We start from the raw sequence: 20,705 nt of genomic DNA on the forward strand, positions 1-20,705 counted from the left end.
GATCAAGAACGTTGGTCCGATCACCCATGCCGACATTGAGCAAAAACTCCGCCGTGAGCTGGCGACGTATTTACCTCTTACCGATTGGCACTACCGGCGGATTTTGCGACGATGGGGGGAACATGACCCGGCCTAGCCGTGGGGACCGCAAGGAACCCCAAGTATTCTCTCTGCGTTGTGCAGCGGGAGGTTTTTGTTTACTGTTCCCGTTCGCGGTAGGCCGGTCGAGGCGTGGACCGATGTAGCAAGGGGGGTGTCCCCCACCCTTTGGGAAGCGCCAACTACTCACTGCTGTGCGGTCGCCGTTTCCGAGGAGACGGCGACACTCGTCGAGGCGCAATCGACGAGTGGTTGCCTTGGTACTCGGCACGATTAAGGAAAAACGGCGCGTCGTTTTGGGAGGGGTGCGCAGAATGCTGAGGACCAACTGGCGGTGGGCTGAATCCGTACCCCATACTTGCCTGCGCAACGACTATCTTCGAAGGGGAGTCACTGACCGCATCGCCAGCGCCGGGATGGTACCCAGACCCGCAGGTTGTCGGAATGCTCCGGTATTGGGATGGAGGTCGTCGGGAGGGCAGCTCACTGAATTTCGATGAGGCGGTCGCCTACGCGCTTGGGGAGTAGCCCCCGCCTGCGGCGGGCAGGCTCGAAAACCGGTTGGCGACGATTTCGAGGATGTCGGGGTGCACTCCAGATCAGATGAAGACCGACAGAACGACTTCGCCGCCGAGCTTCGCAATCTTCAACCGGACGAGACAGAAGGGGCCGCACGTGCCGGGAAGCAAGAGGCTCGTGATCGGCGCGAGCGGTTTCGTTGGATCGCACGTGACCCGCCAGCTCGTCGAGCGCGGGGACGACGTCAGGGTGATGGTCCGTAAAACCAGTTCGACCAAAGGCATTTCGGACCTCGACATCGAATATTCCTACGGCGACATCTTCGACGACGACGCGCTGCGCGACGCGATGGACGGTTGCGATGTGGTCTTCTACTGCGTCGTCGACACCCGGGCATGGTTGCGCGATCCCGCTCCGCTGTTCCGGACCAATGTTGAGGGCCTGCGCCACGTGCTCGACGCCGCGGTCGAGGCGGATCTCAAGAAGTTCGTCTTTACCAGCACGATCGGCACCATCGCGCTGTCCGACGATGGCCCGGCCACCGAGGACATGCCCTTCAACTGGTACGACTTGGGCGGCGCCTACATCCAATCCCGGGTCGACGCAGAGAATCTCGTGTTGGAATACGCCCGCGAACGGGGTCTGCCCGCTGTCGCCATGTGCGTCTCAAACACCTACGGCCCGCGCGACTGGGCCCCGACTCCGCATGGCGGCCTGGTCGCGGCGGCGGCCGCCGGCAAGCTGCCCGTCTGGTTCAACGGTCTCGCCTACGAGGTCGTCGGGATCGAGGATGCGGCGAAAGCCCTTCTGCTGGCGGCTGATCAGGGCCGCAACGGCGAGCGCTACATCGTCTCGGAGCGTTACATGACGTGGAACGACCTCTTCGACACCGCGACCGACGCGGTCGGCGCGCGCCGGCCGTTCATTCCCATCCCATTCGTGGTGTCCAAAGCTATCGGACCGATCGGCGATCTGGCAGGCAAGGTGCTGCGGCGCGACATGGAGCTGAACAGCGTCTCCACGCGACTCGCGCACATCATGTCGCCGATGGACCACGGCAAGGCCGTGCGCGAACTGGGATGGCAACCACAACCCGCGCCCGACGCGATCCGCAAGGCCGCACGCTGGTACGAAGAGCAGCGCCTTGCGCGCAGGAGCTGACGCTATGGCTTGGCGAATCCGGCTGCGTCGAGGATCTTTTGGCCCGCCTCGCTGTTGACCATGTCGACGAACTTCTTGGCCAGTGCGGGATTCTTCGAGTCCTTGAGCACCGCGATCGGATAGACGTTGACGGCACCCGACGACTCCGGGAAGGCCACAGCGGTGACTTTGTCGCCCGCAGACTTGGCATCCGTGACGTATACGAGTCCGGCATCGGCTTGACCCGACGTCACCTTAGTCAGCACGTCGGTCACCTGAGTCTCCTCGCTGACCGGGTTCAGCTTCATCCCTGTGGCGTCTTCGATCTTCTTGGTCGCGGACCCGCACGGCACCTGCTCTTGGCAGACGACGACGTTGAGCCCGGGCTGCGCCAAGTCCTTGAACAAAGCGATGTGCTTCGGATTGCCGGGAGCGGTCACGATCGTCAGCGTGTTCGACGCGAAGTTCACCGGGTCACCCGCTAACAGGTTGGCCTGCTTGGCCTTATCCATGTTCTTGGTGTCGGCGGAAGCGAACACATCCCCGGGTGCACCCTGGGTCAGCTGGGTGACAAGGTCAGATGATCCCGCGAAGTTGAACTCCACGTCGGTGCCCGGGTTGTCTGTCTTGACGCGATCGCCGATCTCCGTGAACGTTTTCTTGAGCGACGCCGCGCCGAACACGATGATCTTTCCGCTGACGGCCGTGGGCGTGGACGATCCCGGCGAGGGGCTCGAGAAACTCGACGACGACGACGACTGGTTGGAGCCGCCGCAGCCGCTGATGAGTGCAGCGGTCAGCGCACCGGCGAGCATCACTTGCAGTACACGCTTCATGGTCACTGCGGCAGACTAACCGCAAATGCGGATCTAGTGGAAGATCACAGCCGCGTTTGCGGGACCACCGTCGAGTTGGGGGCCGCCCAGTCCGTCGAGATGAAGCGGTGCCGGATCAGCCACTCGTCGCCCACCGGGACGAAGGTGTCGCGATACCGGCCGTAATGGTCGAGCCCGATCTCGGTGACGACCGTGAAGTACGACGCGACTCGTGCCCGCTCGGGGGTCAGCTCCAGGAACCGGGTGTTCGTCAGAATGTGCCGGACGATGCGGGGACCGGACGACGTCTCGCCCTGATTTCCGACACCGCCGACGCCGCCGACGCCGCCGATGAATGCGACGATCGCCTCGCGACCACGCACCGGCTCCTCGCCACGCAACTGCAGTTCGCCCTCCTCGCAGAAGCTTTCGGCCATATCGTCGAGTCGCAGCGAGTCGCCCGACCAGTTGTATCGGGCCAGAGTATCGCGAATGCGTTCGCGGGCCATCAGTTCCCAGAGCTCCACCGTGTCAGGCCCGTTCGGCTCGGAACAGGTATGAGCCGACGGTGGTGATCCGGTCGCCTGCGCCTTCGTCATGCATCAACATCCGGACGGCGACGAGCCCGTCGGCGCCCGAAAGCGGCTCGCCGTCGATGCGGAACGGCCCCACCTTGCCGCGCGCCGCGAACATCACATGACATGAGACACCTTGCAGCAGATCGGTTCCGGCGAATTCGGCCGCGATGTCGATGGCCGCGGCCTCGAGCGTGACGAACTGCGGCCCGATGTGCAGCGCGGCGTCGGGTGAGGCCACCCGGTCCGTCAGCTCGGGAAGCGCCCAGTGCCCGTCGTCGCGCCGGTTTGCGCCGAACACCTGCCACAGCGGCGGCAGGTCCGGCGAATCGACCACCTCGATGGGGTCGACCGGCATCTTCTCGAGTCCCTCTGGCGGGGTGCCGATGCTGATGCCCTGTCCTTCGATCAAGGCCAGTGTGCGCCCGGGCTCGTCCGCGTCCACGATCTTGCAACGGCTGTAACCCATTTGGCGCCCGCGTTTGAGTTCCTCGGAGACGATCTCGAAGCGCCTGACGCCGCGGCCGGGGTCGAGGATCTGGCAGGAATGGATGACGGGATTCGGCACGGCCTCGAGGTCGGACATGTGGCCGCTTTCCGGCGACGAGATTCCGAGCACCGCGAACAGCAGGCCACCTGTCGCGTTGCGCATGTCGTGGCGCACCGTCACCGTGTTGTCGACCGGCCCGAGGTCCATCGACGAATACGTCCGGCCGATGTAGCGGTAGCTGAGCAGGCCGCCCCACCGGCTGCGAAGTTCCGCGGCGTACGCCTCAGGCTGATCGGCGAGCTCGCGAATGTCTCTGGGCATGTGGGCGTCCCTTCCGTTGTGGCGCATACTGATTGACGAGTCGAGTGCGCAGATATGTCAGCTCGCGGGGCAGGTCGTAGCGATCGGCCAGGGCCAGCCACTGGAATGCCACGCCGAAGACGGCTGCGCTGATGTCGTTGACCGCCCGGACGACATCGATGTCAGGCCGCACCGACCCGTCCCCGATGCCCTTGCGCAGGCCGGCCTCGACGTTCTCCACGCCGCGGGTGAGCCACTCCTGAAGAACGGGCCGGACCGGCGAAGTGGTCTTGACCGCCTCGAACGTCATCGCGAACATCGCGCGGAGGAAGTCGGGCGCCTCGGCGTAGATCTGCTGTATGCGATCGAAGTGCGCCAGCGCCTCATCCAGGCCCGGTGCGTCAGGCTCGGGTGCCGGGCTGAGCCGCAGCACGTACTCGTGAGTGAAGAACGCCTCGAGGATGGCGTCCTTGCTTCCGTACCGGGCGTGGACCATCGCCCTGCTGTACCCCGCGCGGCGGCCGATCTCGGCCGCTGTGGTTGCCTCCCAACCCTTTTCAGCGATCAGCTCGACCGCTGCCTCTACCAGGCGGCGGTTGGATGTCTCGACGCGCTGCGGTTGGGTCAGGCCCCGGGCGGGAGAAGGCATTCTTGCATATTAGACGCTGGACAACTATCTTACTTGTTCGACGTCAAATATCCTTGGGAGTCATCGATGACATCGGCCGCGGCGCGGGTCCCTTCGGGGATCGCAGACGTGACGCCGCAGTGGCTGACGGACGTGCTGGGTGTTCAGGTGACGGGCGCGCGCGTCGAGCAGATCGCGCTCGACACGGGGTTCTCGTCGCTGCTATACCGCGTCCACCTCACCGGCGGCGCCGGCGTCCCTGCCTCGCTGATCGTGAAACTGCCTGCCGAATCGGAGGCGCGGGGCGCGATGGAGATGCTGGGCGGCTACGCGCGCGAGGTGACGTTCTACCGGACGGTTGCCGGACGCGCACCTCTGCAGACACCCCATGTCCACGTCGCAGAGATGGTCGAGAACTCGGCCGACTTCGTGCTGGTGCTGGAAGACTTGCGGGACTGGGAGAACGCCGACCACCTTGCCGGGCTCTCGATGGATAGGGCGCGACTGTGTATCGCGCAGCTCGCAGGATTGCATGCCTGGTCTCTCGACCGCGCGAACCACGCTGTGGTGCAGGCGTTTCCGAGCCTGGACACCCAGGTCGCCCGCGACATCTTCCTGCCAGCTTTCGCGCTGGGCTGGCAGGTCTACCGGGACCACACGGCGACATCGGTTCCGTCGTCGGTGGCGGTGTATGCCGAACAGTTCGCGGACCGTGCACCGGCTGCCCTCGAAGCGATGGCGGAGCGGTCGATGCTCCTGCACGGCGACATTCGCGCCGACAACTTGTTCTTCAACGGCGACGCGCTGAAGGTGGTCGACTATCAATTCGCGTCCCGCGGCGTTGGGGCGGCCGACATCGCTTATCTCGTGAGCCAGGGGCTTCCCAGCGCCATCCGCCGGGGCAACGACGAGCTGCTCATCCGCGAGTACCTTGAACACCTTGCGGGACAGGGCATCACGGACTACTCGTTCGACGAGGCGTGGCGGCATTACCGGTTCGCGGTCGCTTACCTGATGGTCCTTCCCGTCATCACGCTGATCGGCTGGGACGCATTGCCGCAACGGTCCCGGGCACTGTGCCTGACCCTGACCGATCGGGCGGTGTCCGCGATCGAGGAAACTGACGCGTTGGAGGTGTTCACATGAGCCGCAGCGCGCGTGAGGTGGTCGAGCTCTACAACCTCGTCGTATGGAACGAGCGCGACTTCGACCTTGCCGACGAGCTGATGGGCGACAGCGTGATCCGCCATGAAGTCGGCGAGGCCGTGACGCTCACGCACGAGCAGGCTGTCCGGCGCATCGTCGACACCTGGGAGATGTTCGACGCGTTGCGCTTCGACCTCGACGTGGTGGTGGCCGGCGACGACGGCGAGCACGTCGCGATCGTCTACCAGTCGCCGATGACACTGAAGGACGGCACCGAGACGACGATCGGCAGCATGGAGATCTTCCGTGTGGTCGACGGCCGGATCACCGAAGTCTGGAATTGCGGATACAAGCAGGGAGTGTGGGGATGAGAGTGCTCGACGAGCTCGGCTATTACCTGCTTGCCGGCGCCGGCGGCGAGGGCCCGGCCACGCTGATGGACGAGGCCCGCAGCGGCGAGGAGATGGGCTTCGGCACCGCGTTCATCTCCGAGCGCTGGAACGTCAAGGAGGCGTCGTCGCTCGTCGGCGCCGCGTGCGCGGTGACCAACCGGATGCAGATCGCCACCGCCGCAACGAATCACAACACCAGGCACCCACTGATCACCGGGTCGTGGGCGACGACGATGCACCGGCTCTCGGGTGGCAGGTTCACTCTCGGCATCGGCCGCGGAGTGGCGGCGATGTACGCCGCGTTCGGCGTGCCGTCGGTGACCACCGCCCAGATGGAGGACTTCGCGAACGTCATGCGGCGGCTGTGGCATGGCGAGCTGATCTTCAACCACGACGGTCCGATCGGTCAGTATCCGGTGCTGTTCCTCGATCCTGACTTCAACGAAGACATCCGGCTGGCGATCGTCGCGTTCGGTCCCAACACTCTCGCCCTGGGTGGGCGCGCGTTCGACGACGTCATTCTGCACACGTACTTCACGCCGGAGACGCTGCAACGCTGCGTGAAAACAGTGAAGGACGCCGCCGAAAACGCGGGGCGCGACCCCGACACCGTCCGCGTGTGGTCGTGCTTCGCGACGGTGGGCGACCACCTTCCCGAGGAACTCCGCCTGAAGAAGACCGTTGCCCGCCTGGCCACGTATCTTCAGGGCTACGGCGATCTGCTTGTGGCCACCAACAACTGGGATCCCACTGTGCTGCAACGCTTCCGGGAAGACACGGTGGTCACGTCGATTGCCGGGGGTATCGATCACAAGGCGACGCCGGAGCAGATCGAGCACATCGCGACGCTGATTCCCGACGAATGGCTCGAACCGTCGGCTACCGGTAGCGCGCAGCAGTGCGTGGACCGCGTACGCAAGGAGTTCGACTACGGCGCCGACGCGCTGATCATGCACGGCGCGACACCGGAGGAGCTGGCGCCGATCGTCGAGGCCTACCGCGCCAGCTAGTCGCCGAGAACCCAGTTGTTGACGGGAATCGCCCGAATTCCGTCAACAAGTGGGTTCTCGGCGCAAAGGGCTAGGGCGCCGGGTCGGTGAGGTAATGCGCGATCACCGGGCGTAGCCAGGCCGCAAGCTTCTCGTCGGTCATCTTCACCAGCGGCGGTGTGCCGAGGATGTACCGCGAGACCGCGATGCCGAGCAGGTGTGCGCCAATGAGCGCGGCGCGCTCGGCGGGTCGGTCGATCGCGGCCTTGCCGAGGGCGGGCGCCACCTTGCGGGCGAAGACGTCGAGCAGCGCGTCGGCGGCGGTCCGATTCGACGATGCGGCGCGCAGCAGCGGGAGCAGCGGTCCGTCGGGCCCCCATAGCTCGATGAACACCGGAAGCAGCACCTCGGCAACCTCGTCTGGGGGGATGCCCCGCAGCGGTGGAAGTTCGACGTCGAGGCGCGCCGCGGCGGCGAACAATCCGTCCTTGTTGCCGAAATAGTGCATCACCAGCGCTGGATCCACGCCGGCGGCCGATGCGACGGAGCGGATCGTCGTCCGCTCGTAGCCCTGCGTGCCGAACTGCAGACGGGCCGCGCCGACGATCGCGGCTTTGTTGGCTTCCGGGTCGCGTGTCCTCGCGGGCATGGCAACAGCTTATTCAACACTTGTTGACAACGTCCGGGCAGGGGTCTAGCGTTTTCTTCAACAACTGTTGAACAAGACGAAGGGCTTTCCCATGACCGTGACGGCCATTCAGATCGGGCTCGATGCCGGCGTCATCGACGTCCACGCGCCCGAGTTCGCCCAGTTTCCCGGACTCACCACGGAAAGGCTGCGAAAAGCCAACGACGACAATGTGAGTGGGCTGCGTGCCGCAGGGTATGTCGTCGACAACTGCCTCATCGACTTCGGCGAGGCGGGGGCCGAGAAGGCGCGCCGCTGGCTGTCCGCCAAGCACTACGACGCGGTGCTGATCGGCGCCGGAATCCGCCTCGTCGCCAACAACACGCTGCTGTTCGAGTCGATCGTCAACGATGCCCACGCCGCTCAGCCGCACTGTCGCTTCGTCTTCAACCGGGCTGCGGTGTCGACCCCGGACGACATCCGCCGCTGGTACCCGGATCCTGCCGAGGAGGAGTGACATGACGACATCCGTGGACGTGGTCGTCGTTGGGGCCGGACCCACTGGCCTGACGGCCGCGGGAGACCTCGCCCGTGCCGGCCGTTCGGTGGTGGTGCTCGAGCGCTGGCCCGAGATGAACCCATCGAGCCGGGCGTTCGCGACGATGGCGAGGACGCTGGAGGTCCTCGACGCGAGAGGTCTCGCAGACGGTGTGCTGGCGGGATCCCACACCGCGCAGGCCATCGACATCTTCGCCGGAGGGAAAATCGATCTGTCACATCTGCGTTCGCGCTATCAGTTCGTCATGGTCGCGCCGCAGAGCAAGGTCGAGAGCGCGCTCGCGGAATATGCGGCGTTGTCCGGCGCAGACATTCGTCGCGGCGTCGAGGTGGTCACACTCCAGCAGGACACCGACGGCGTGACGGTCACCGCCCGGCTCCGCGACGACGCCGGCTCGGAAAAGACTTGGCGCGCTGCGTATGTCATCGGTGCCGACGGTGCGCACAGCACGGTTCGCAGTCTGGTCGGCGCAGACTTCCCCGGCAAGACGATTCTGTCGTCGGTCGTACTCGCCGACGTGAAGCTCAGCGACGGGCCGGCCGCGGGCAACCTGTCCGTGAACAGCACCCGCGACCTGATCGGCTTCCTGGCGCCCTACGCCGGCGGCTCGTGGTACCGCGCGATGGTCTGGGACCGCCACCATCAAGTACCAGACAGCGAACCCGCCTCGGCGGCCGAGGTCGTCGACGTGCTGACCCGCGCGATGGGCCGGGATCCGGGCGTCGTCGAGGTCGGCTGGCTGTCGCGATTCCACTGCGACGAACGCCAGGTGGCGCACTACCGTCACGGCCGGGTGTTCCTCGCCGGAGACGCGGCGCACGTCCATTCGCCGATGGGCGGTCAGGGCATGAACACCGGGATCCAGGACGCCGCGAATCTCGCGTGGAAGCTCGACGCCGTCCTCGGCGGAGCCGACGATCGCGTACTGGACACCTACCAGGCGGAACGCCACCCGATCGGCAAGCGGGTGCTGTTCCAGTCCGGCATGGTGGCCCGCGGTGTCACCCTGTACCCCAGGCCGGCCCGTGCGATGCGGAATCTGCTGGCGCCCAGACTCTTACGTGTACCTAAGATCCGGGACGCCGTGGCTGGCAGCTTCGCGGGCACGGAGCTGCGCTACCCGCGCGGTCGCGGCGAGCACGCGCTCGTTGGCACGCGCGCCACGGAGATCCCGCTCGACGCTGCCAGGTTGACCGAGCTGCAGCGCAGCGCGGGATTCGTTCTGATCCGCGAACACGGCTCCGCGCCGGCCGGTGACGCCGGCCTGACAAAAGCCCAACGCTACGACGACGGACCTGCGGTGCTCGTGCGGCCCGACGGGTATATCGCCTGGGCTGGGCGGTCCGAAGACCACGACGGATGGGCCACCGCGCTGGCGTGGTGGACCGGGCAGCAGCTGCCCGTTGCCGCGGTCGTACCGTAAGAGTCATGGAGATCAGCCTCGTCACCAACATCAACAACCGCTCACCTGTCGACACGTGTATTCGAGAGATGACCGCGGCCCGCGACGAAGGGTTCCGCCGACTCTGGTTTACCCAGATGCCTTATGACGCCGACCTTTTGACGATTCTGGCGGTGGGGCTGCGGGAGGTTCCCGACATCGAGGTCGGCAGCGGCGTGGTGCCGATCCAGAACCAGCACCCGATGCTGCTCGCCCAGCGGACGATCACGCTGAACCTGATCGGCAACGGACGCTTTACGCTCGGCATCGGGGTCACCCACCGCACGGTCACCGAGGGCATGTGGGGCATCTCGTGGGACAGGTCGGTGAAGCGCCTCAGCGAGACCCTCGACGGGCTGCTTCCGCTGCTTGCCGGGCAGCCTGTGGATACCGAGGGCGAGCTCGTGACCACCAGGGGAGCGCTGCAGATTCCAGACGTCCCGCCGACCGACGTATATGTCGCCGCGCTGGGTCCCCAGATGTTGCGTGTCACCGGCCGCCGCACGGCCGGCACCATCACGTGGATGACCGGCCCCAAGACTCTCAAAGACCTTACCGGCCCTGCCCTGCGCGCCGCCGCATCCGAAGCCGGCCGCCCCGACGGTTCAGTGAAAGTGGCCGCCGCGCTGCCTGTTGCGGTGACCGACGACCCCAACGCGGCGCGTGGCGTAGCCGCGGAGCAGTTCGCGATGTACGGCTATTTGCCGTCGTACCGCGCGATGCTCGACAGGGAGGGCTTCGCCGGGCCCGAGGACGCCGCGCTGATCGGCGACGAGGCCACGGTGTCGGCTCGCCTCGATCAGCTCCGCGACGCAGGCGTGGACGAGTTCGTCGCTATCCCGTTCGACCCGTCACCGGAAGGACGGCAGCGCACACGAACGAGCGTGCGCGAGTGGGCATCTCGCGTCGCTAGTTCGTAGCCAGGCTCGCAGCGACCTCCAGCTCGGCCAACGCGGGCTCGATGGAGTCAGCCATGTCGGCGATGTCGCTCGCGATCTCCGGTGTCGTGACAAAACCGAAGTCGATCGATCCCCGGTAGCTGAAGCAGGTGATGTTAAGGCCGACCTCGAGAACCAGCGGACCGATCGGTACGAGCTGCTCGACAGGTGCGCCGCACAGATACAACGGGAAGTCGGGCCCCGGCACGTTGGAGATGACGACGTTGATGGGGGCGAGACTCCCGCCGATCCCGCTTGCGGTGTACGCCCGCGCCGCCAGCGACAGCAGGCCCGGCGGGGTGGTCTCCGTCAATCCCATGATCTGGTGCGCGGTGAGCGCTTTCGCCATCTCCTTTGCGCTCTGCGAATTCGCGTAGATGGCCTCGATCCGCTCGCCAGGGTCGTCGATGTCGGTGGCCAGGCTGATGGTCATGGTGCTGATCTGGTTGCCGATGTCGTTGTTGCCCTCGACCCGGGTGGACACCGGGACCTGCGAGACGATCGCCTTGTCGGGCAGCTCGCCGCGGTCCTCGAGGTAACTGCGCATCGCGCCAGCCACCAACGCCAGGACGACGTCGTTGACCTTGACGCCGAAGGCCTCCTTCACCTTCCTGACGCGCTCCAGCGAAACACTCGTTGCGCTGATCCGGCGGTGCGGCGAGATCGTAGCGTTGAATCGCGTCGTCGGGGCCTCGAAATAGCGCGGCGGCTTGTTCGTGATGCCGCGGGTGGCGAGCTGCTGGCGCACGGTCTGCTCGATCAGCCTGGTAATGCGGTAGGGGGTCTTGACCCCGACGTTGATCAGGGCATTCACCGTGCGCAATGCGACGTGTGGAAGGCCGACGCCCACCAGCGAGCGGTTGACGTCGATCGCCGCCGGTCGCGGTTCAGGCGTGACGTCCAGCAGGATCTCCGACAGACCGGCACCCGATACTCCGTCGACCACCGCGTGATGCATCTTCGTCAGGATCGCCGCACGGCCGTCCTTCAGCCCTTCGATGAACCACAGCTCCCACAGCGGCTTGGACCTGTCGAGCTTGTAGGACATCAGCCGGCCGATGAGCTCGTCGTATTCGCGTCGTCCGCCCGGCGAGGGAACGGCGATATGGCGGATGTGGAAGTCGATGTCGAGGTTCTCGTCCTCCACGAACCACGGTCGATCCAGCCCCAGCGGGCCGCCCTCTACCCGCCACCGAAGCTGCGGCATCTCAGGCAACCGCGCGGCAACGAGCTTTCGAACCGATTCGAAGCTGAAATCCTCCACGCCGGTCGGATCGCATATCGCAGAGCCACCGATGTGCATGTGCCAGCTGGGTGACTCGGCGAACCAGAATGCTGCGTCGGCGCTCGACAACCGGTTCATACGTGCGACCCTACGGCGGGTCCCCACGAGACTGCTAACAGATCGCAAAATGTGGCCCCGCAATCTCGGCGACGGGAGCGTCGTACTGGGGGTCGTACTGTAGGTCGGTGACGATGAACATTGTCAGGGAATTCGGTGGAGTGGTGCCGCGTGCGGTGGCGGGATTGCAGTCGACCGAGTGGTCACCGGCGTCCGCGCGCGGTGCGCGCCAACTTTTCGAGGTCATCCTGGACCAGCTCGTATTGAGCGGGATGTCGCTGATGGGCGGGCGCACTCTCCCGGAGACACGGCCGTCGGCGGTGTATGCCGCTGTGGCACAGGAATTGTCGGCTCTCGGCATCGAGGGTGCCCACACCGACCCACCGCACTTGAGCGTCCGCGCCCGCAAGCCGGCGCGGATTGGTCGGCTCGCGTACGAGATGCTCACCTTCGAACACGACCCTGCGTTCCCGTCTTCGATTGTGGCCGAGGGGCTCTCGGGACCCGCAGTGGCGGGTGCGTACGTTCTCCGCCACCGGAGCGGGATTCGGCCGTGGGTGGTGTGGGTGCACGGAGCCGGCCAGGGTCAGTCCGTCGATCTGCTGCTCTCCCGCGCCGGACGGCTGCATCATGATCTCGGCTACAACGTCGTTTTGCCTATTCAGCCGGGCCATGGTTTCCGTCGCAACGCGTGGCCGGTATATCCCGACCGCGAGCCACTGGCGAATGTCGCGGCCATGATGCGATCGGTGTCCGAGGTCCGCGCGATTGTGCAGTGGATCGAGCCTGACGCGAAAGCTATTGCGATCGTTGGTGTTTCGATGGGAAGTCCAGTCGCAGCGCTCGTGTCGCACTTGGAGAAGGCCGTGGACGCGATCGCTGTGTACGTGCCGATCCTCGGGTTGAACGCGATGATCGCTCAGCACCTCGCACGCGGTGGCCCGTCGAGCGAGGCCTTCCGCCCGATTCTGGAATCCGACGACGTCACGGCGATGACGTCGGTGATCGACCCGTTGAGGGTGGAGCCGGCACCGCTGGCGCATCGCCGGCTGATCGTCGGGGCGTACAACGATCAAATGGCCATGCGGGCACCGGCTCTCGCGTTACATGAGCGCTGGGGCGGGCAGCTGTACTGGTATGACGGCAGCCACGTCGGGCACCTGTTCTCGCGCCGGATTCAGGCCGTCACCGAGCAGTTCCTGCACGAAGCGTTCACGGCGTGATCACCGTGCGGCTCACCGGCTCGGCCGCCGACTGGCGGCTGTAGATACCGCGTTTGAGCGCACCCAGCAGCGCATCTCGTGTCTCGCGCGGATCGATCAGCTCGTCGAACCCGAGGTGCTGAGCGGACCGGAACGACGCCTGCAGTTCGGCCTTGCGGAGCTTGGCCTCGACATCCTCGTCCGCATGTGATGCCTTTGACAGCGCCGCCGCGCTCATGGCGCCCATCGTCGCGCCCGGATACGCGAACGTCGCGACCTGATCGTCGAAGCCGAGCAACGACATCACCATCGAGCCGAACCCGTAGGCCTTGCGCAACGTCAGGTGCAGCTTGAGTGTGGTGGCCGCGGTCTGGGCCGCGAACATGCGCGCGCCGCTGCGCAGCACACCAGAGGATTCCGAGCGGCTGCCCGGCAGCATGCCCGGGTTGTCGGCGAGGAAAACGATCGGCAGGTGGAACGAATCGGCCACCGTGATGAAGTGCGCCGCCTTGTCGGCCGCGTCGGCGTCGATCGAACCGGCAAGGACCTTCGGCTGATTCGCGACGACCGCCACCGGCTCGCCGCCGAGATGGGCGAGCGCGCAGATGATCGCCCTGCCGAATTTCGGCTGCACCTCAAACCAGCCGTTCCCGTCGAAGATCACGTCCAGTACCGAGCGGATGTCGTAGATGCGGCGGTTGTCGCGCGAGACGATCTCGAGTAGCTCGGGCGTCGGCCGCGGCCCGGATCGTTCGCTGTCGGGCAGCGCCGACGGGTAGGACCACGCACTCGACGGGAAGTAGCACAGGTAGCGGCGGATGTCGTCGAGCACGGCCTCGTCGTCGTCAGCGACGTTGTGGATCACCCCGCTGGCAAGGGCGACGGTGGGCCCGCCGAGGTCCTCCTTTGAAATGTCTTCGCCCGTGGACTCTTTCACCACCGGCGGGCCCGCGGTGAAGATCGCACCCTGCTGGCTCATGATCGTGAAATCACAGACCGGCGCGACGAGAGCGCCGTGTCCGGCCGACGGCCCGAGCACCGCGGCGACCGTCGGCACGTGGCCCGAACACCGCGCTTGCGCGAGCAGATCTGTGGGACTGCGCCCGTAATGCTCTCCGGAGGGCCGGAACCCAGCACCCTCGAGAAGCATCACCAGCGGGATCTTGTTGCGCAGCGCGAGCTCGGCGAGCCGGTAGCGCTTGGCGTTGCCGCCCGGGCCGATACTGCCGGCCAAGGTGGTGAAGTCCTCGGCACCGACCATCACCGGCCGGCCGTCGATGCTGCCGGAGCCCGCCACGATGCCGTCGGCGGCAATCTCGCCGCCCACCAGTGTGCCCAGCTCGGAGAAGGAGCCCTTGTCGAGGAGATGGTCCAGACGCGCCCGGGCGTCGAGCTTGCCTTTGTCGTGGTGCTTGGCCAGCCGCTCGGGCCCGCCCATGCCCAGCGTCTGATGGCGGCGGCGGGCGAGATCGTCGAGAGTGCTCTCCCAGCCGTCAGTGGTCATGCCTTCTCCTTCGCACCCATACTGAATGGCTTACTGTAGCTCGTATGCCTTCGCGTCTGTTGATCGACAGCGGCATCGTCGGTGTCTTCGATCATGTGCCGGAGGAAGCGTCGAGAATCGAGCGGCTGGGTTACGACGGATGCTGGTCGGCCGAGATCAACCACGACCCCTTCCTGCCGCTGATGCTGGCCGCCGAGCACACGTCGCGCGTCGAGCTTGGCACCAGCATCGCGGTGGCGTTCGCGCGCACTCCGATGACGGTCGCCAACGTCGGCTGGGATCTGCAGGCGTATTCGAAGGGCCGCTTCGTGCTGGGCCTCGGTTCGCAGATTCAGCCGCACATCGAGAAGCGGTTCAGCATGCCGTGGAGCCGGCCGGTGGCGCGCATGCGCGAGTTCGTGCTTGCGCTGCACGCGATTTGGACGTCGTGGCACGACGGCACCAGGCTGGCCTTCGAGGGCGACTTCTACACCCACAAGCTGATGACACCGATGTTCACGCCCGAGGCACAGCCGCACGGTGTGCCGAAGGTCTTCGTCGCGGCGGTCGGGACTGCGATGACCGAGATGTGCGGCGAGGTTGCCGACGGGATGATCGGCCATGCCTTCACGACGAAGCGCTACCTCGACGAGGTCACCATCCCGACGCTAATGCGTGGGATCGAGCGCGCGGGCCGGGACCGCGGCGACGTCGAGCTGATGTGCCCGGTGTTCGTCGTGACCGGCAACCGCGAGGAGGACTTGGCTGCGGCGGCGACGGCCACGCGCAAGCAGATCGCGTTCTACGGGTCCACGCCCGCCTACCGCAAGGTGCTCGACTTGCACGGGTGGGGAAGCCTGCAGGACGAACTGCACCGGCTCTCGCTGCAGGGCGACTGGGACACGATGGGCACGCTGATCGACGACGAGATCCTCGACGCGTTCGCGGTGGTCGCTCCGCTCGACGAGTTGGCCGCGGCGCTCAAGACGCGGTGTGCCGGCGCGATCGACCGGGTCATGGTCGGATTCCCGAAATCGGTGTCCGACGAGAACGTGGCCGCGGTGCTGGACGAATTGCGTGGTGCCTAGCGCCGATTGGCAGTGTTTGGCAGCGCGCCGCGTAGTCCTGGCAGCGGGTGCTGAGCAGCATCAAAGGTGTCCGACGACTCCATCCGAGCGCAAAGGAGCACCCGATGACCGCCGTCACTACCCGACCCCTATCCGCCTCGACTGATGCGCTATTGCGCTTCGTGTTGCGCCTCGACGCGACGCTCACCGGCGTGGCCGGCGTGGCCGCCGCTGCGTTCGCGAACCCGTTGTCGACGATCACCGGCCTGTCGCCGACGACCGAGTACATGCTGGGCGCCGCCTTCGTGTTCTACGGCCTCGCCGTGTACCTGCTTGCCGGACTGCCCTCTCTGCGAGGCGTCGGAATCGGCGTCAGCCTCGCCAACGTCGTCTGCACACTGGCCACCATCGCGGTGGTCGCGATGGACGTCTCTCCGCTGACCGAGGCCGGGATTGCGATCGCGATGGCCACCAGCATCTACACCGCGTTCTTCGCCTACCTGCAATACCTCGGAGTGCGCCGTCTGCGTGCGTGACTCCTGCATGGCCGGTGCGGAGCCTCGCCGGGTGGTACCTAGGGCGAGCCGCTCCGCACCGGCTTCTTTGTGCGCTTTTTTCCACGCGAGCAGACGCAGAATCGCACAATTTGGTCCTCAAATGTGCGATTCTGCGTCTGCTCGCGAGAGCTAGCCGCGGGTGTATCTGCTGCGTCCGCCCAGGACGATCACGTAATCGTTGACCACCTGGATGCTGCCGTCCATCGGCGTGCCGCAGACCTGTCCGGGTGGATTGCACTCCTCGGTGGACAGCTGTATCCAGTTGCCGTTGGCCGAGTAGTGGCCCTTGACGGCATACCCTGTGCATTTCTCGTACTCGGCTCGGTAGACGTACGTGCCGTCAGAGACGAACTGGAATTCACCCTGTGCGATGCCGCACCCTCCTCCGTCCCCAAGGGCTTGGCCGGCCCAGTGCCCGACCAGGAATGCGTCAAATTCCGGGTCGGCCTGGGCGAGCCCAGGCGTTGCCAGCGCAATGGCGGCCGCCGATGCCGCCCCGAAAATGAGTTTGCTCGTGCTCATGGTTGTGGTCTCTTTTCTCCCCCGCCGCAGAGGGTAATGACCGCGAGCCCGAAATTTTCCGTAATCCGCGTTAATTTCTTTCAGCGGTAATGCGGCAAGCTCACAGCTTGCGCAAGCGCAGCCGATTGATCGAATGGTCGCCGTCCTTGCGCAGAACCAGGGTGGCCCGTGGCCGTGTCGGCAAGATGTTCTCAATCAGGTTGGGCCGGTTGATCTCCCGCCAGATCTCCTTTGCGGCGCTGACTGCCTGCTGGTCGTTGAGCGAGGCGTAGTGATGGAAGTGCGACGCCGGATCGGCGAACGCCGTCGAGCGCATCGTGAGGAAACGTGACACGTACCAATGCTCGATGTCCTCGACCCGGGCGTCGACGTAGATCGAGAAGTCGAACAGATCCGAAATCATCAGCGTCGGCCCGGTCTGCAGCACGTTGAGGCCCTCGAGGATCAGGATGTCGGGCTGGCGCACGACCTGCTTGTCGCCGGGCACGATGTCGTAGAGAAGATGCGAGTACACCGGGGCGCACACCGCCTCGGCGCCGGACTTCACGGCGGTAACGAACCGCATCAACGCCCGCCGGTCATAGCTTTCAGGAAAGCCCTTGCGATGCATCAGGTTTCGCCGGTGAAGCTCGGCGTTGGGGTAGAGGAACCCGTCAGTGGTGACCAGGTCCACTAGCGGGTGGTGCTCCCACCGCGCCAGCAGTGTCTGAAGAACGCGTGCCGTCGTGGACTTGCCCACCGCCACACTGCCGGCGACGCCGATCACGAAGGGCACCGGTCGCTCAAGTGGATGCTGCTCGCCGAGAAATTGGTTGGTCGCGTCGAAAAGGCGTTGCCTCGCCGCGACCTGCAGATGGATCAACCGGGCCAGGGGCAGGTACACCTCGGCGACTTCGGCCAGGTCGATCTGCTCACCGAGTCCGCGCAGCCCGACGAGTTCTTCCTCGGTCAGCGCCAACGGCGTGGACTTGCGGAGTTCTCGCCAATGAACCCGGTCGAACTCGACGTACGGGCTGGGCTCGCTCGGCCGCGCCATGGGGCCATCCTTGCAAGTGCCGGGCGACCACTGAACCGCGGGCCTCTAGATTGGGCCGGGTGGACAGCGATGAGCCGCTTGCGCGAAGAGCAACCGACACCGGCGGCCTGATCCGTGAGTATCTGCTGCTCGGCTTGCGGTTCGACCGCGTCGAGCCGGGATACGTCGACGCGTTCACCGGCGAGCCCGAATTGCGCCGCATCGTCGACAACGAGCCGACTCCCGATCCGTCTGCGCTGGCCCGCCTCGCGGAGCAGCTGATCACCGAGATCCCGCCCGAGTCGGAATCGGCACGCGCTGAGTTTGTCGCCGCTCATCTGCGCGCGCTGGCCTGCGCGGGGCGCAAGTTCGCCGGCGAGCCGGTGGGGTTCGTCGAGGAGGTCCTGGCGTATTTCGACGTGTCGATCGCCAAGGGCGATGTCGAGCAGTACCAGCAGGCGCACGTCCGTCTCGACGAGGCGCTGGGCGGTGGCGGATCGCTGGCCGACCGCATGGCCGCATACCGGGTGGCCGACGAGATCCCACCCGACAGGCTGGCCGATTGCATCGATGCGTTCTCCAGCGCGCTGCGCGATCGCGTGCGGGCCGACTATCCGCTGCCCGCGGGCGAGGTCGTCGAGTACGAGGTCGTGACCGACAAGCCGTGGTCGGGCTTCAACTACTACCTCGGCGGCTACCGGTCGCGGGTCGCGGTGAACGCTGACCTCAAGCAGCAGATGTCGAACTTGCCGCGGCTGGTTGCGCACGAGTCCTATCCCGGCCACCACACCGAGCACTGCCGCAAGGAGGCCGGCCTCGTCGCCCGTCACGGCCAGGCCGAGCAGACGATCTTCCTGGTCAACACGCCGCAGTGCCTGATGGCCGAGGGGTTGGCGGACCTGGCGCTGCACGCGGCGGTCGGCCCGGGCTGGGGGAGCTGGGCGGCCGAGATCTACGCCGACCTGGGGCTGCGGTTCGACGGTGCGCGGGCCGAAGCTGTTGCCGACGCGGCCGCAGCGCTGCTCACCGTGCGCCAGGACGCCGCGCTGATGCTGCACGACGAGCACCGCGACGTCGACGATGTGGCCGCGTTCTTGAAGCGGTGGCTGCTGGTCGACGACGCGCGGGCCCGTCAGCTGCTGCGGTTCCTGTCGTCGCCGCTGTGGCGGGCGTACATCACCACCTACGTGGAGGGTTATCGGCTGCTGCGGGCGTGGCTCGACGCGCGCCCGGCCGGGGTCGGCACCGTCGAGCGATTCACCACGCTGCTCGACGAACCGCTGATCCCGTCGTCGTTGCGATAGGTCGGCGCACGTCGCCGAGCGTGCGCGCAAGTTGGCGGGCGATAGGCTGGCTGGGTGACGACTGACTCCGTTAGCACCACCCCATCCGCCCCCGGCGCTGAATACGTCGACACCGCGGCCACCGCCTTCCGGGCGGCCCTGGAGGTGATGGAGTCCGTCGAACCCCGCATCGCGGCCGCGACCCGCAAAGAACTTGCCGACCAACGTAATTCGCTGAAGCTGATCGCCAGCGAAAACTATGCTTCGCCCGCGGTGCTGCTGACCATGGGCAACTGGCTGTCGGACAAGTACGCCGAAGGCACCATCGGGCACCGGTTTTACGCGGGTTGCCAGAACGTCGACACCGTGGAGTCGGTGGCGGCCGAACACGCCCGCGAGCTGTTCGGCTCGCCGTACGCCTACGTCCAGCCGCACTCGGGTATCGACGCCAACCTGGTGGCGTACTGGGCGATCCTGGCCACTCGCGTCGAGGCGCCGGGCCTCGCGGACCTCGGGGCCAAGCACGTCAACGATCTCTCGGAAGCCGATTGGGAGAAGCTAAGGACCACGCTCGGCAATCAGCGGCTCTTGGGCATGTCACTCGATGCCGGCGGCCACCTCACGCACGGCTTCCGGCCGAACATCTCCGGAAAGATGTTCTACCAACGCAGTTACGGCACCGACCCGGCCACCGGCTTGCTGGACTACGACGCCATCGCCGCCGCGGCGCGCGAGTTCAAGCCGCTCATCCTCGTCGCCGGGTACTCGGCCTATCCGCGCCGGGTGAACTTCGCGAAGATGCGGGAGATCGCCGATGAGGTGGGCGCGACGTTGATGGTGGACATGGCGCACTTCGCGGGGCTGGTCGCCGGCAAGGTGTTCACCGGCGACGAGGATCCCGTGCCCCATGCCCACGTCACGACGACGACCACGCACAAATCCCTGCGCGGACCGCGAGGAGGGATGGTGTTGGCCACCGAGGAATTCTCCGCCGCGGTGGACAAGGGCTGCCCGATGGTGCTGGGGGGCCCGCTGTCGCACGTGATGGCCGCCAAGGCGATTGCGCTGGCCGAAGCCCGGCAGCCCGCGTTTCGGGATTACGCGCAGCGCGTCGCCGACAACGCCAAGGCCCTGGCCGACGGGTTCCTGCGGCGTGAAGCGCAATTGGTTACCGGCGGCACCGACAATCACATCGTTCTGCTCGACGTGCGGTCGTTCGGGCTGACCGGGCGCCAAGCCGAGTCCGCCCTGCTTGACGCAGGGGTGGTGACGAACCGCAACGCGATCCCGGCCGACCCCAACGGCGCCTGGTACACCAGCGGCATCCGGCTCGGCACCCCGGCGCTGACGACCCGTGGCTTCGGCGCCGCAGAATTTGACCGGGTTGCTGAGATTGTCGTCGAGGTGCTGACGAACACGTCCGCCGAGGGCACGTCGAAGGCCAAATACGCGCTGACCGACAGCACGTCGGACTGGGCCCACGGCGCCGAACGTGAGCTGCTCGACGCCAACCCGTTGTATCCAGGGCTGACGCTGTAATCACGCTTCGCGGCACAGTGCGGCGAATTTTACGAT

The 20,705-nt window shown here is 66.1% G+C and carries 22 protein-coding genes; 13 read left to right on the forward strand and 9 right to left on the reverse strand.

The window, feature by feature from the left end:
* Positions 1 to 492: 492 nt before the first annotated feature.
* Both QOH60_RS09520 and QOH60_RS09525 read left to right on the forward strand, forming a co-directional pair.
* Positions 493 to 627 (forward strand): DUF2510 domain-containing protein, encoded by a 135-nt coding sequence (locus tag QOH60_RS09520; RefSeq protein ID WP_526419573.1) that lies wholly within the window; start codon positions 493 to 495, stop codon positions 625 to 627.
* 147 nt (positions 628 to 774) lie between these two features.
* Positions 775 to 1,779 carry an NAD-dependent epimerase/dehydratase family protein gene (locus QOH60_RS09525; protein ID WP_526419500.1) on the forward strand — a complete coding sequence of 335 codons (1,005 nt, stop codon included), beginning with the start codon at positions 775 to 777 and terminating at the stop codon, positions 1,777 to 1,779.
* A gap of 2 nt (positions 1,780 to 1,781) precedes the next feature.
* Here the strand turns inward: QOH60_RS09525 and modA are convergent, their stop codons facing one another.
* From modA to QOH60_RS09545, 4 genes are read right to left on the reverse strand one after another with little or no spacing between them, the layout of a single operon-like run.
* The gene (gene modA, locus QOH60_RS09530) at positions 1,782 to 2,594 is read right to left on the reverse strand and encodes a molybdate ABC transporter substrate-binding protein (protein WP_526419575.1); all 813 of its coding nucleotides are present in this window, start codon (positions 2,592 to 2,594) and stop codon (positions 1,782 to 1,784) included.
* A gap of 44 nt (positions 2,595 to 2,638) precedes the next feature.
* Positions 2,639 to 3,100, reverse strand: coding sequence for a nuclear transport factor 2 family protein (locus QOH60_RS09535; protein WP_526419502.1), 462 nt, complete (start codon positions 3,098 to 3,100; stop codon positions 2,639 to 2,641).
* Positions 3,101 to 3,104: 4 nt separating this feature from the next.
* Positions 3,105 to 3,959 carry a hypothetical protein gene (locus QOH60_RS09540; protein ID WP_526419504.1) on the reverse strand — a complete coding sequence of 285 codons (855 nt, stop codon included), beginning with the start codon at positions 3,957 to 3,959 and terminating at the stop codon, positions 3,105 to 3,107.
* Positions 3,922 to 4,587, reverse strand: a complete 666-nt coding sequence (locus QOH60_RS09545) for a TetR/AcrR family transcriptional regulator (RefSeq protein ID WP_526419506.1) — start codon at positions 4,585 to 4,587, stop codon at positions 3,922 to 3,924. The genes QOH60_RS09540 and QOH60_RS09545 overlap by 38 nt, the downstream gene beginning before the upstream one ends.
* 66 nt (positions 4,588 to 4,653) lie before the next feature.
* Here QOH60_RS09545 and QOH60_RS09550 point away from each other — a divergent pair, with 66 nt between their 5' ends.
* From QOH60_RS09550 to QOH60_RS09560, 3 genes are read left to right on the forward strand one after another with little or no spacing between them, the layout of a single operon-like run.
* Positions 4,654 to 5,712, forward strand: a complete 1,059-nt coding sequence (locus QOH60_RS09550; RefSeq protein ID WP_526419508.1) for a phosphotransferase — start codon at positions 4,654 to 4,656, stop codon at positions 5,710 to 5,712.
* The gene (locus QOH60_RS09555; protein ID WP_526419510.1) at positions 5,709 to 6,083 is read left to right on the forward strand and encodes a nuclear transport factor 2 family protein; all 375 of its coding nucleotides are present in this window, start codon (positions 5,709 to 5,711) and stop codon (positions 6,081 to 6,083) included. The genes QOH60_RS09550 and QOH60_RS09555 overlap by 4 nt, the downstream gene beginning before the upstream one ends.
* Positions 6,074 to 7,114, forward strand: coding sequence for a TIGR03857 family LLM class F420-dependent oxidoreductase (locus QOH60_RS09560; RefSeq protein ID WP_526419512.1), 1,041 nt, complete (start codon positions 6,074 to 6,076; stop codon positions 7,112 to 7,114). The genes QOH60_RS09555 and QOH60_RS09560 overlap by 10 nt, the downstream gene beginning before the upstream one ends.
* Before the next feature lie 70 nt (positions 7,115 to 7,184).
* Here the strand turns inward: QOH60_RS09560 and QOH60_RS09565 are convergent, their stop codons facing one another.
* Complete coding sequence (locus QOH60_RS09565; protein WP_526419514.1) at positions 7,185 to 7,742, reverse strand: TetR/AcrR family transcriptional regulator; 558 nt, start codon at positions 7,740 to 7,742, stop codon at positions 7,185 to 7,187.
* Between the two features lie 91 nt (positions 7,743 to 7,833).
* Between QOH60_RS09565 and QOH60_RS09570 the strand changes: the two genes are divergently transcribed.
* Genes QOH60_RS09570 through QOH60_RS09580 form a run of 3 tightly spaced genes read left to right on the forward strand, consistent with a single transcriptional unit; the run spans position 7,834 to position 10,641 of the window.
* Complete coding sequence (locus QOH60_RS09570) at positions 7,834 to 8,238, forward strand: hypothetical protein (RefSeq protein WP_526419516.1); 405 nt, start codon at positions 7,834 to 7,836, stop codon at positions 8,236 to 8,238.
* Position 8,239: 1 nt separating this feature from the next.
* Positions 8,240 to 9,703 carry an FAD-dependent oxidoreductase gene (locus QOH60_RS09575; protein WP_526419518.1) on the forward strand — a complete coding sequence of 488 codons (1,464 nt, stop codon included), beginning with the start codon at positions 8,240 to 8,242 and terminating at the stop codon, positions 9,701 to 9,703.
* 5 nt (positions 9,704 to 9,708) lie between these two features.
* Positions 9,709 to 10,641, forward strand: a complete 933-nt coding sequence (locus QOH60_RS09580) for a TIGR03564 family F420-dependent LLM class oxidoreductase (RefSeq protein ID WP_526419520.1) — start codon at positions 9,709 to 9,711, stop codon at positions 10,639 to 10,641.
* Here QOH60_RS09580 and QOH60_RS09585 read toward each other — a convergent pair.
* Positions 10,631 to 12,022, reverse strand: coding sequence for a WS/DGAT/MGAT family O-acyltransferase (locus QOH60_RS09585; RefSeq protein WP_526419522.1), 1,392 nt, complete (start codon positions 12,020 to 12,022; stop codon positions 10,631 to 10,633). The two genes, QOH60_RS09580 and QOH60_RS09585, sit on opposite strands and share 11 nt — an antisense overlap.
* A 113-nt stretch (positions 12,023 to 12,135) precedes the next feature.
* Here QOH60_RS09585 and QOH60_RS09590 point away from each other — a divergent pair, with 113 nt between their 5' ends.
* Positions 12,136 to 13,224, forward strand: a complete 1,089-nt coding sequence (locus QOH60_RS09590) for an alpha/beta fold hydrolase (RefSeq protein WP_526419577.1) — start codon at positions 12,136 to 12,138, stop codon at positions 13,222 to 13,224.
* Here QOH60_RS09590 and QOH60_RS09595 read toward each other — a convergent pair.
* Positions 13,214 to 14,707 carry an acyl-CoA carboxylase subunit beta gene (locus QOH60_RS09595; protein ID WP_526419524.1) on the reverse strand — a complete coding sequence of 498 codons (1,494 nt, stop codon included), beginning with the start codon at positions 14,705 to 14,707 and terminating at the stop codon, positions 13,214 to 13,216. The genes QOH60_RS09590 and QOH60_RS09595 overlap by 11 nt on opposite strands.
* 44 nt (positions 14,708 to 14,751) lie before the next feature.
* Here QOH60_RS09595 and QOH60_RS09600 point away from each other — a divergent pair, with 44 nt between their 5' ends.
* Together QOH60_RS09600 and QOH60_RS09605 are read left to right on the forward strand one after the other, a co-directional pair.
* The gene (locus tag QOH60_RS09600) at positions 14,752 to 15,774 is read left to right on the forward strand and encodes an LLM class F420-dependent oxidoreductase (protein ID WP_526419526.1); all 1,023 of its coding nucleotides are present in this window, start codon (positions 14,752 to 14,754) and stop codon (positions 15,772 to 15,774) included.
* A 104-nt stretch (positions 15,775 to 15,878) separates the two neighbouring features.
* The gene (locus QOH60_RS09605; RefSeq protein ID WP_526419528.1) at positions 15,879 to 16,289 is read left to right on the forward strand and encodes a hypothetical protein; all 411 of its coding nucleotides are present in this window, start codon (positions 15,879 to 15,881) and stop codon (positions 16,287 to 16,289) included.
* 150 nt (positions 16,290 to 16,439) lie between these two features.
* Here QOH60_RS09605 and QOH60_RS09610 read toward each other — a convergent pair whose 3' ends face one another.
* Positions 16,440 to 16,832, reverse strand: a complete 393-nt coding sequence (locus QOH60_RS09610) for a hypothetical protein (protein ID WP_526419530.1) — start codon at positions 16,830 to 16,832, stop codon at positions 16,440 to 16,442.
* Positions 16,833 to 16,932: 100 nt separating this feature from the next.
* Entirely contained in the window at positions 16,933 to 17,868 is a 936-nt protein-coding gene (gene coaA, locus QOH60_RS09615) for a type I pantothenate kinase (protein ID WP_526419532.1), read from the reverse strand.
* A gap of 59 nt (positions 17,869 to 17,927) precedes the next feature.
* Between coaA and QOH60_RS09620 the strand changes: the two genes are divergently transcribed.
* Positions 17,928 to 19,151 carry a DUF885 domain-containing protein gene (locus tag QOH60_RS09620; RefSeq protein ID WP_526419536.1) on the forward strand — a complete coding sequence of 408 codons (1,224 nt, stop codon included), beginning with the start codon at positions 17,928 to 17,930 and terminating at the stop codon, positions 19,149 to 19,151.
* Positions 19,152 to 19,205: 54 nt separating this feature from the next.
* Positions 19,206 to 20,669 carry a glycine hydroxymethyltransferase gene (locus QOH60_RS09625; protein WP_526419538.1) on the forward strand — a complete coding sequence of 488 codons (1,464 nt, stop codon included), beginning with the start codon at positions 19,206 to 19,208 and terminating at the stop codon, positions 20,667 to 20,669.
* Positions 20,670 to 20,705: the final 36 nt, after the last annotated feature.

The sequence above is a fragment of the Mycobacterium sp. genome (assembly GCF_032159765.1).
GTDB lineage: Bacteria > Actinomycetota > Actinomycetes > Mycobacteriales > Mycobacteriaceae > Mycobacterium.

Excerpts from the sequence above, each read along its gene's own strand:
- QOH60_RS09605 (WP_526419528.1), top strand. The coding sequence starts at position 15,879 with ATGACCGCCGTCACTACCCGACCCCTATCCGCCTCGACTGATGCGCTA.
- QOH60_RS09600 (WP_526419526.1), top strand. The coding sequence starts at position 14,752 with ATGCCTTCGCGTCTGTTGATCGACAGCGGCATCGTCGGTGTCTTCGAT.
- QOH60_RS09545 (WP_526419506.1), bottom strand. The coding sequence starts at position 4,587 with ATGCCTTCTCCCGCCCGGGGCCTGACCCAACCGCAGCGCGTCGAGACA.
- coaA (WP_526419532.1), bottom strand. The coding sequence starts at position 17,868 with ATGGCGCGGCCGAGCGAGCCCAGCCCGTACGTCGAGTTCGACCGGGTT.
- QOH60_RS09585 (WP_526419522.1), bottom strand. The coding sequence starts at position 12,022 with ATGAACCGGTTGTCGAGCGCCGACGCAGCATTCTGGTTCGCCGAGTCA.
- QOH60_RS09595 (WP_526419524.1), bottom strand. The coding sequence starts at position 14,707 with ATGACCACTGACGGCTGGGAGAGCACTCTCGACGATCTCGCCCGCCGC.
- QOH60_RS09550 (WP_526419508.1), top strand. The coding sequence starts at position 4,654 with ATGACATCGGCCGCGGCGCGGGTCCCTTCGGGGATCGCAGACGTGACG.
- QOH60_RS09570 (WP_526419516.1), top strand. The coding sequence starts at position 7,834 with ATGACCGTGACGGCCATTCAGATCGGGCTCGATGCCGGCGTCATCGAC.
- modA (WP_526419575.1), bottom strand. The coding sequence starts at position 2,594 with ATGAAGCGTGTACTGCAAGTGATGCTCGCCGGTGCGCTGACCGCTGCA.
- QOH60_RS09565 (WP_526419514.1), bottom strand. The coding sequence starts at position 7,742 with ATGCCCGCGAGGACACGCGACCCGGAAGCCAACAAAGCCGCGATCGTC.
- QOH60_RS09540 (WP_526419504.1), bottom strand. The coding sequence starts at position 3,959 with ATGCCCAGAGACATTCGCGAGCTCGCCGATCAGCCTGAGGCGTACGCC.
- QOH60_RS09590 (WP_526419577.1), top strand. The coding sequence starts at position 12,136 with ATGAACATTGTCAGGGAATTCGGTGGAGTGGTGCCGCGTGCGGTGGCG.
- QOH60_RS09580 (WP_526419520.1), top strand. The coding sequence starts at position 9,709 with ATGGAGATCAGCCTCGTCACCAACATCAACAACCGCTCACCTGTCGAC.
- QOH60_RS09575 (WP_526419518.1), top strand. The coding sequence starts at position 8,240 with ATGACGACATCCGTGGACGTGGTCGTCGTTGGGGCCGGACCCACTGGC.
- QOH60_RS09610 (WP_526419530.1), bottom strand. The coding sequence starts at position 16,832 with ATGAGCACGAGCAAACTCATTTTCGGGGCGGCATCGGCGGCCGCCATT.
- QOH60_RS09555 (WP_526419510.1), top strand. The coding sequence starts at position 5,709 with ATGAGCCGCAGCGCGCGTGAGGTGGTCGAGCTCTACAACCTCGTCGTA.